The organism is Desulfosarcina sp. (genome assembly GCF_041551955.1).
Lineage (GTDB): Bacteria > Desulfobacterota > Desulfobacteria > Desulfobacterales > Desulfosarcinaceae > Desulfosarcina.
On the sequence record NZ_JBFELV010000337.1, the window covers coordinates 1 to 5,540 of the forward strand.

General features: G+C 57.2%; 3 protein-coding genes. 1 reads left to right on the top strand and 2 read right to left on the bottom strand.

The features are described 5' to 3' along the window. A partial coding sequence (locus ABYV26_RS19455) for an HNH endonuclease (protein ID WP_372683019.1) occupies positions 1-529 on the top strand: 529 nt, incomplete at its 5' end. Between the two features lie 91 nt (positions 530-620). Here ABYV26_RS19455 and ABYV26_RS19460 read toward each other — a convergent pair. Together ABYV26_RS19460 and ABYV26_RS19465 are read right to left on the bottom strand one after the other, a co-directional pair. Beyond that, complete coding sequence (locus tag ABYV26_RS19460) at positions 621-3,203, bottom strand: 1-acyl-sn-glycerol-3-phosphate acyltransferase (RefSeq protein ID WP_372683020.1); 2,583 nt, start codon at positions 3,201-3,203, stop codon at positions 621-623. Between the two features lie 192 nt (positions 3,204-3,395). Then, positions 3,396-5,471, bottom strand: a complete 2,076-nt coding sequence (locus tag ABYV26_RS19465) for a PAS domain S-box protein (RefSeq protein ID WP_372683021.1) — start codon at positions 5,469-5,471, stop codon at positions 3,396-3,398. Between the last annotated feature and the right edge of the window lie 69 nt (positions 5,472-5,540).

Sequence of the window (5,540 nt, forward strand, 5' to 3'; positions counted from 1 at the left end):
AAAACGAAAAAAAGAGACCCCTTTACCCGACCCGACCATCGATCCTCCCAGCGAATCCGTCACACCGGGAACATCGGCGACCCCAGGCCCACCCGCCGCAGCGGTCTATCCCCGCAAACCCGAATCTGCCCCCCGGTCCCAGGCGATTGACAAGCCTGAGCCGGGAAAGCCGTGGAAAGCCGCGGCGGATGGAACCGAACCGTTCAACCGTAAAAAAAACGTGTTCGACTCCGTGCTGAAGCGGTCCAGGATGTGCTGTGAATGCTGCGGAACCAGAACCGGCGAAGGAACCGGGTCTGACCGCCTGGAACCTTACTACATCCTGCCACTGCTGCAGGGCGGCGAGCATTCTATCAAGAACGTGGTGGCGCTTTGCCCAGCCTGCCGGTCGTCCATGGAAACGGACCCGGACCCCAAAACAATCAAGGAACTCAAGCGTAAGACCCGCTCCAAACTCTACGCGTCCCTGCAAGTGGTCAGGAAAAAAAAAGCGCGCAGCCGACGTCGATTTTCCAGCCGCCGCAAGTAGGCCGGCGCCGTGACGACACCGCATCATTCACGCGTGACGATTCAGAAATCGGCCAATCGACCATGGGTGGATGAGCGTTAACGCGTGGACACTAACGAGAAATAAGGTTCTGGAAGTGCACTAAGGTGTCGTCCCACTGCCGCACCATCTCCTCGTCTTCAGACCCCCTTACCCCGTTTTTCGCAAAAAAACCGATGGCATTGTCGTAGTTGGCCTTGGAGATGGACTCTTTGAGCCGGATTTCCCCCTGTCGGATCATGCGGTTGCCGATGGCCAGCATCTTTTTCAGCATCTTGGCCTTGTGGTGGTGGTTGCGCCGGTTTTTGGCGAAATAGACCAGTGACGTACGATACGATTCAAAAAAGGGTTCGATATAGCCGGCAAAATAAACCAGTTTGCGAAAACCCTCCGAGGAGAGGTTGTAGGTGTCCGGCATGACCGGGTGGGGAACCAGAATCGCGTTGTCGATAAATGCTTTGACGGTTTTGCGCACCGTGTAGGCCGGGGGATGGTTCGGGTCCGGGATGAATTCCTCGCCAAACAGATCCTGAAGGCGCCGATAGGTGACATGCAGGTCTGCCGCCGAAAATTGAAAGGCGTCTTTTTCCAATATGGCCAGGGCCGTGAAAGCCGGCGGCACGAAATGGCAGATGCTGATATTCTTGTAGTAGTCCAGGGCATTGCGCCGGTTTTCCATGACGCGCCATTCATTGTGGCGGACCCGATCTTTGGCCTTGGCATCGACCCACTGGATGAATTTGCGTCCCCGATAGTGATACAGGGCGTTTTCTACGGCGGACTGGTGTCCGTCGGCGAGGGTGTCCGCCAGGCAGGCCCTTTGGGCGTAGAGCTGGCTCATGGATGCCTGGACGCGAAAGTCCAGTTCCTTGCGGGTGATGATCTCCCTGCCTCCCGACAGCAGCGCGCCGGCCACCAGGGATTGGGGGGTAACCACCGCCTGACGGTCGATGGCGTTCATCATCTGTGCGCCGATGTCCCGGCACAAGGTGTTCTGCTGTTTGGCCGAGAGCACCGCTCCGGTCAACCCCTGCTCGGCCAGCATGTCGTTCAAGCCGAGGGGGCTGCCGAAATTCAGGTGAACTCTGCCGTAGCGGTCTTTCAGGATGCGCTTGGCCTTCAGCATCTGCCGGAAGCTCTCGGCCGATTTTTTCCCACCGCTGATTTCGTGCAGATAGGACCCTTCGTCCGGGATCCGGTCGTAGGCGATGAAGACGGGGACAAATATCATGTCCTTGCAGGCGCCTTCGAAAAAGGCGTGCAGCATGATGGAGAGCATGCCCAGTTGGGGCTGAAGCAGTTTGCCGCTGCGGCTGCGGGTGCCTTCGATATATACGGCTATGTTATAGCCTTCCTTGAGCACCTGAAAAATGTAGGCCGAGAAGACCTTGGCGTAGAATACGGCGCCTTTGAAGCTGCGGCGCACAAAAAAGGCCCCCACCCGGCGGAACAGCGGGCCCATGGGCCAGAAGGCCAGGTTTTTGCCGGCAAAGATGTGGGGGCAGGGCATGTGGTTGTCGTACAGGGTAAAGGACAGCAGGAGGGAGTCCATATGGCTTTTGTGGGCGGGCATGAAGATGATCGGCCCTTTGCGGGAATTGCGCTTGATGATCGACAGCGCTTCCTGGCTGAAGGTCACCGATTCGAAGAGGGTGTCTAAAAATCGTCCCATGATGCGGTGGACGATGTTGATGAAGGACGGGCTGTAATTGGCGGCGATTTCGTCCACGTAGCCCAGGGCCTCGCGGTGGGTCTGGAAAGTGGTCATCTCCCGCCGTTTGGCATAGACGCCCATGAACTGGCGCAGCTCTTCACTGGTCAGGATCTCCTGCTTGATCTCCTCAGGCGTCTTGATCGCGGGACCGGTGATGCTTTTGCGATGGGCATTGATCTGACCCAGCAGGTCCCGCCGCAGTTTCAAGGCCAGATACTCGCTGCTGCGCCCCCGGTTGCCGGTCGATTCCAGAAATCGTTTGAGGTTGATCGGGTCGGACACCTCGATGAAGATATTGCCGGGTTTTCTGAACAAGGTGGCCAGGCGCCGCAACTTCCCCGGTTTTTGCGGGGACCCGAAAAATACGTCGGTCATCGTAGGCATCGTAGACGCCGGGTGCTTGCTGAAAAACAACAGCTGCGGAATGATGCAGATGGGCCGATCCAGGGTCTGTTGGATGTCGATCAGGTGGCGGATGGGGTCGGTCTTGGACTTGATGAATCGACGATAAAAATCACGTTTTTCCACCAGCGGCAGAAAGGAGGTGGTCCCCTTTTCGATTTCATCGCGAATGAACCCGGACCGGTAAGGATCCCTGAACGAGTAATGGCGAAAGAAGAACTTCACCTGCTCGCTGGCGATGCGCATCAGCCGGCCCACCGGCTGCAGGCTCATGATACTGCAGTCGAACCCCAGTTGGGGGTAGGGCAGGTTGGCCTGCATGTATCGGGTGTAATAGCATAAAAATTCGAAATAGCTTTTGGTCTTGGAGACGTAAACGATGACGGCGTCGTCGGGAAGTTCCCTCAGGGTCGCTTTGAGATCGGGGTTCAGGCAGATGCCTGAGAAGAGGCGGCGCAGAAGGAACATGGAGATCATGCCGGTCTGCCTGGGCAGCAAGCAGGTGAAGCGGTTTTCCGCATCCACCCTGCGGCGTTGCATCCAACCCGAGATTCGTGATGGCTTGTTCATGGGGCGTTTATATCAGATTTGCCAAAAAAGGCCACCGTATATATAGCGGGTTTAGTTGAACCGTGACAACGTGCGCATTCCCCGTGGCTCGACGCCGGAGATCGTCGCCACGAATCGAAACAGGGTCTGGCTCAAACGGGTGAGAGGGTGTCATCGGAGCAGTCAGACGGCGGGCTGGTGGCGGCCATTGTCGATGACTTCCCGGACGGCATGGGAAAGCTTTTCCATGCCAAAGGGCTTCTGGATGAATCCGTTGCATCCCCGGGCGATGATGGCAGCGGCTTCACCCCTGCTGTAGCCGCTGGCCAGCAGGACCTTGATGTCCGGTCTGATCTCGCGCAGCCGGTCAAACACCTCGCCGCCGCCGATGTCCGGCATGATCAAATCCAGAATCACCAGGTCGATCTGCCTGGGGATATCGTTGAACAGACGGACCGCATCATCGCCGCAACAGGCTTTGATCACGGTGTATCCCATCTTCTCGAGCATCTTCACCCCCACATCGAGGATAAAGGGTTCATCGTCAACCAATAAAATGGTTTCCGGACCTTTCAAGATGCCCGCCGGCACCGCTGCCGGTTCCTGGCTGGTTGTCTTGGAGATGGGCAGGTAGACACTGAAGGTGGTGCCGTGGCCGGGAAGGCTTTCAAAATCCACGATGCCGTCGTGGTTCTTCACGATGCCGAATACCGAGGCGAGCCCGAGGCCGGATCCACAGCCGAACTCCTTGGTGGTGAAAAAGGGGTCGAAAATTCGATGGGAGATGGACGGGTCGATGCCTTTACCCGTATCGGTGACCGATACCCGCACATAGTCGCCGTAGCTGATTTCAAATGGTTTGACGAACTTCTCGTCAATGGTGACGTTCTGGGTTTCCAGGTAAAGATCGCCTTTTTCCGACATGGCCTGCCAGGCGTTGAGGTAAAGGTTGATCAGGACTTGTTCGATCTGCCCCCGATCGGCGGAGACCGGGCGGACATCAGGTTCATAGGTCTCATGAATCCGGATGGATTTGCGCGTTCGGCCGAACAGGGCGGCCGTTTCGGAGACCACCTTGTTCAGGTTCACGGGCTTGACCACATATTTTCCGCCCCGGGCGAAACCCAGCAGCTGCCGGGTCAGGTTGGCGCCGCTGTCCACCAGCTGCTCGATACTGCGGACGTTCTCGTAGAGCGGGTGAGGGCGGTCGATATCCAGATACATCAAGGAGATGTTTCCCTGTATGCCCATGAGCAGGTTGTTGAAGTCGTGGGCAATGCCGCCGGCCAGTGTGCCGATGGCCTCCATTTTCTGCGCCTGCTGGAGTTTGTCCTCGACATCTTTTTTCTCGGTAATATCGATGATGATGCTCTGGTATTCTATGGCGTTTCCCTGTTCATCGAACAGGGCGCGGTCGGTCCACTGCCGCCACATGATGCCCCCGGTTTCTTCACGGGAGCACTGTTCAGAAATGACCATGGGTTTTTCCTGATGAAGGCGCTGCAGTCTTTTTTTCATGCGCTGCCGGTCGTCGTCGGGAAAAAAAGCGAAGACGTTCGTGTCCACGAGCGTATCGTCAGAGAGTTGAAAGTGATTTTTAAACCGGATGTTGGCAAAGGTAAGATCACCGTTGGGCAGGTACCGGCAGACCATGGCCGGCATGTCCCGGGAAACGGAGCGGTATCGATCTTCGCTCTCCCTCAGGGCCTTTTCCACCCGTTTGCGCACTTCGATTTCATTGCGCAGTTGATTGTTGGCCTGCTCCAGCGCCTCGGTGCGCTGCTGCACCCGCCTCTCCAGACGGTCGTTGGCCTTTTTCATCCCGGCTTCCGCATGTTTGCGGGCGGTGATGTCGTGGGTGACCACGACGGCGTGGGTGACCTGGCCGCTGTCGTCCCGATAGGGATTGTAGGTGACCTGATAGCAGCGCAATTCCCTGCCGTCGAATTTGAACCAGTCTTCCGAGGTGGTCACATTTCCGGCAAAACAGTTGTCCAACTTGGGTTTGATGATCGAATCGAATTGATCCTGCCCCCATACGTGGGCGACGCTCTTGCCGACGACATCCTCGTGCCGCTGCCCTCGGGCCCGGCAATAGGCCTGGTTGACGCTTTCGTAGGTATAGCTGCGGTCGATCATGGTGAGCAGTTGATCGGCCGCGTTGGCGATGAATTGGGTTTTACGCCAGGACTCTTTCTCCTTCTCCAGAAGCCGGAGCTTTTCGCGAAGAACCTTTATTTCGGCTGTTGATTCGTCCATTGTCGAGCTCCGGGGGATTCCGGCTGAGGTTGCCTGAAGCCGTGATCGGGTGCGGCTGTTCGGCATGAC

What these genes read in the sequence shown, in the direction of transcription:
- ABYV26_RS19465 (WP_372683021.1), bottom strand. Translation starts at nt 5,471, where the DNA reads ATGGACGAATCAACAGCCGAAATAAAGGTTCTTCGCGAAAAGCTCCGG.
- ABYV26_RS19460 (WP_372683020.1), bottom strand. Translation starts at nt 3,203, where the DNA reads ATGCAACGCCGCAGGGTGGATGCGGAAAACCGCTTCACCTGCTTGCTG.